Below are 3,250 nucleotides of genomic sequence, written 5' to 3' on the forward strand. Positions count from 1 at the left end.
CGGTGCGGACGGCCGTGCCGAGGTCTTTTCCACGGCGATCAGGAGCCCCATGCCCATCGACGCAGCCAAGGCGCTCGCCGCCGAGCCCCGGACCGGCGAGCTCTCCTGGGACCGCAAGGACGTGCAGCTCTACCACCTCGGCATCGGCGCCGGCGTCCCCGCCACCGACCCCGACGAGCTGCGCTACACCCTGGAGTCCCGGCTGCACGTCCTGCCGAGCTTCGCCACCGTCGCGGGCGCCGGGTCCCCCGGGGTGATCAGCGGGCTGTCCATGCCCGGCGTCGACGTCGACCTCGCCCGCGTTCTTCATGGCGGGCAGAGCCTGAGGATCCATCGCCCCATCCCGGCCCGGGGGCGCGCGACCGTCACCGGCCGGATCGCCGCCGTGTACGACAAGGGCAAGGCGGCCGTCCTCGTCATGCGGACCGAAGTGGCCGACGACGACGGCCCGTTGTGGACCAACGACGCGCAGATCTACGTACGGGGAGAGGGCGGCTGGGGCGGCGACCGTGGACCGTCCACCCGGCTCGATCCGCCCGCCGGTGAGCCGGACCGGGTCGTCGAGCGGCACGTCCGCGAGGATCAGGCCCTGCTGTACCGCCTGTCCGGCGACTGGAACCCGCTGCACGCCGACCCCGATTTCGCCGAGCGCGCCGGGTTCGACCGGCCCATCCTGCACGGGCTGTGCACCTACGGCATGACGCTCAAGGCGGTCGTGGACACGCTGCTCGACGGGGACGTGACCCGGGTCCGGTCGTACGTCACCCGGTTCGCGGGGGTCGTCTACCCGGGCGAGACGCTGCGCATCCGCATGTGGCGCCTGGGCGGCGAGGTCCGGGTCGCCGTGAGCGTCATCGAGCGGGACGACGCGCCCGTCCTCGCCGACACCGTCGTCGAACACACCTGAGTCCACAACGCCGTACGAGGGGAGCCGCACCATGCGCGCAGCCGTACTGCACGAGATCGGCCAGGACAAGCTGGAGGTCCTCGACGACGTCGAGGCGGTGGGGTTCGGGCCCGGCAAGGTGCGGATCCGGGTGCGCGCCACGGGGCTGTGCCACTCGGACCTGTCCGCGATGAGCGGGGTGCTGCCGCAGCCCGGGCCGTTCGTGCCCGGGCACGAGGGGGCGGGCGAGATCCTCGAAGTCGGCGAAGGCGTCGGCCACTTGGCGGCCGGTGACCGGGTCGTCGTGTGCTGGCTGCCCGCCTGCGGTGCCTGTCCCGCCTGCAAGCGCGGGCAGACCGAGCTGTGCCTCGCCGGGTTCATGAACGCGGGCACCCCCAACTTCAGGCGGCCCGCCGGGGACGTCTTCGGCATGGCCGGCACCGGCACCTTCACCGAGGAGGTCGTCGTCGACGCCGGGTGCGCGGTCCCGGTACCCGACGACGTGCCCTTCGACATCGCCGCCCTCATCGGCTGCGGGGTGACGACCGGGCTGGGCGCCGCGCTCAACACGGCGGACGTCGAGGCCGGTTCGTCGGTGGCGGTCATCGGGTGCGGGGGCGTGGGCGTCTCCGTGATCCAGGGGGCCCGGCTGCGCGGGGCCGCCGAGATCGTCGCCGTCGATCCGGTCGCCTCCCGGCGTGAGGCCGCCCTGCGGTTCGGGGCCACGCACGCCGTCTCGCCCGACGAACTGCCCGACGCCAAGCAGCAGATCACCGCCGGCGAGGGCTTCGACTACGTCTTCGAGGTCGTCGGCAAGTCCGCCACGGCACGGACCGCCTACGACACCACCCGGCGCGGCGGCACCCTCGTCGTGGTCGGCGCCGGCGCCATGGACGACTTCCTCCAGCTGAACATGTTCGAGCTGTTCTTCGACGAGAAGCGGATCCTGCCGTCCATGTACGGCGGCGGCGACATCCTGCGCTCCTACGAACGCACCATCGCCCTGTGGCGCGCGGGCCGTGTCGACCTGGCGGGCCTGATCACCCACCGGGTCCCGCTCGCCGGCATCAACGAGGCCCTGGACCAGATGCGGACCGGGACCGCCCTGCGTACCTGCATCGAGATGTGAGGACACCGCCATGCCGCTGCCGCTGAAGGGCCTGTCCGCGATCGTCACGGGCGCGGGTCGCGGACTCGGCCGGGCCGAGGCGCTGGAACTCGCACGGCTCGGCGCCGCCGTGGTCGTCAACGACTACGGGCAGCCGGGCCGCGACGGCACCGGCGAGGCCTCCGCCGGGCCCGCAGAGGAGGTCGCCGCCGAGATCCGCGCGGCGGGCGGGGCCGCGCTCGCGCACACCGGCGACGTCGCCGACTTCCGGCAGGCACGCGAACTGGTCGAGTCGGCCGTCGCCGAGTTCGGCAAGCTCGACATCCTGGTCAACAACGCGGGCATCCTGCGCGACCGCATGGTGTTCTCGATGGCCGAGGAGGAGTGGGACGCCGTGCTCCGCGTGCACCTCAAGGGGCACTTCAACACCATCCGGTTCGCCGCCGCCCACTGGCGGGAGCGGTCCAAACGGGCCGGGGAGCCGGTGTACGGGCGGATCGTGAACACCTCCTCCGAGGCGTTCCTCGCCGGTTCCGCCGGGCAGCCCAACTACGCGGCCGCCAAGGGCGGGATCGTCGGCCTGACCACCTCCACGGCCCTCGCCCTCGGCAAGTACGGCGTCACGGCCAACGCGATCTGCCCGCGCGCCCGCACCCGGATGACCGAGGACGTCTTCGCGGGTGTCGAACAGCCCTCCGGCACCGGCCTCGACCCGCTCGCCCCCGAGCATGTCGCCCCGCTCGTCGGCTATCTGGCCTCGCCCGCCGCCGCCCAGGTGAACGGACAGCTCCTCGTGGTGCACGGCGGCATGGTGGCCGTCGTCGAACGGCCGCGCCTCGCCGCCCGGTTCGACAGCAAGCAGGACACCTTCACGTACGACGAACTGGAAGCCGTCCTCGGGCCGTACTACGCGGACCGGCCGGCGGGGGAGACGTTCGCGGCGGCGGAGGTGCTGGGGTTGAAGCGCGGCGGAAGACCGGGGGCTGAGGCATGGCCGGAGAACGGGAGCCGAAGCGCGGCTGAGAACGGGAAACGGCCCCACCCGTGACATATGGGTGGGGCCGTTCGCCGTCCGGTCGCTGACGTTCCGTCAGGCCGCCGTCTCGGTCCGCTCGGTCTCCGTCACCGGCTTGCGGTGGCGGCCGCGCGGAGCCGTCTCGCTGTCCTGCGTGGAAATCTCGCCACGGTGCCGGCCGTGGCCGGCGGCGATCTCCTGGACGTCGGCATTGCGCGGCTGGTTCGTGCTGGCGTCGCTC

Annotated in this window: 3 protein-coding genes; all 3 read left to right on the plus strand. The window is 73.0% G+C overall.

What is annotated here, in order from left to right; genetic code table 11:
* Positions 1-49: 49 nt before the first annotated feature.
* From AOQ53_RS16545 to AOQ53_RS16555, 3 genes are read left to right on the plus strand one after another with little or no spacing between them, the layout of a single operon-like run.
* Positions 50-907 carry a MaoC/PaaZ C-terminal domain-containing protein gene (locus AOQ53_RS16545; RefSeq protein WP_059418093.1) on the plus strand — a complete coding sequence of 286 codons (858 nt, stop codon included), beginning with the start codon at positions 50-52 and terminating at the stop codon, positions 905-907.
* Positions 908-938: 31 nt separating this feature from the next.
* A complete protein-coding gene (locus AOQ53_RS16550) occupies positions 939-2,015 on the plus strand; it encodes a Zn-dependent alcohol dehydrogenase (RefSeq protein ID WP_059418095.1) in 1,077 nt (358 codons plus the stop codon).
* Between the two features lie 10 nt (positions 2,016-2,025).
* Positions 2,026-3,042: a 3-oxoacyl-ACP reductase gene (locus AOQ53_RS16555; protein WP_236711709.1), complete on the plus strand. Its 1,017-nt coding sequence runs from the start codon at positions 2,026-2,028 to the stop codon at positions 3,040-3,042.
* The last annotated feature ends 208 nt before the right edge of the window (positions 3,043-3,250 follow it).

This window comes from Streptomyces azureus (assembly GCF_001270025.1).
Taxonomy (GTDB): domain Bacteria; phylum Actinomycetota; class Actinomycetes; order Streptomycetales; family Streptomycetaceae; genus Streptomyces; species Streptomyces azureus.

Excerpts from the sequence above, each read along its gene's own strand:
- AOQ53_RS16550 (WP_059418095.1), top strand. The coding sequence starts at position 939 with ATGCGCGCAGCCGTACTGCACGAGATCGGCCAGGACAAGCTGGAGGTC.
- AOQ53_RS16555 (WP_236711709.1), top strand. The coding sequence starts at position 2,026 with ATGCCGCTGCCGCTGAAGGGCCTGTCCGCGATCGTCACGGGCGCGGGT.
- AOQ53_RS16545 (WP_059418093.1), top strand. The coding sequence starts at position 50 with ATGCCCATCGACGCAGCCAAGGCGCTCGCCGCCGAGCCCCGGACCGGC.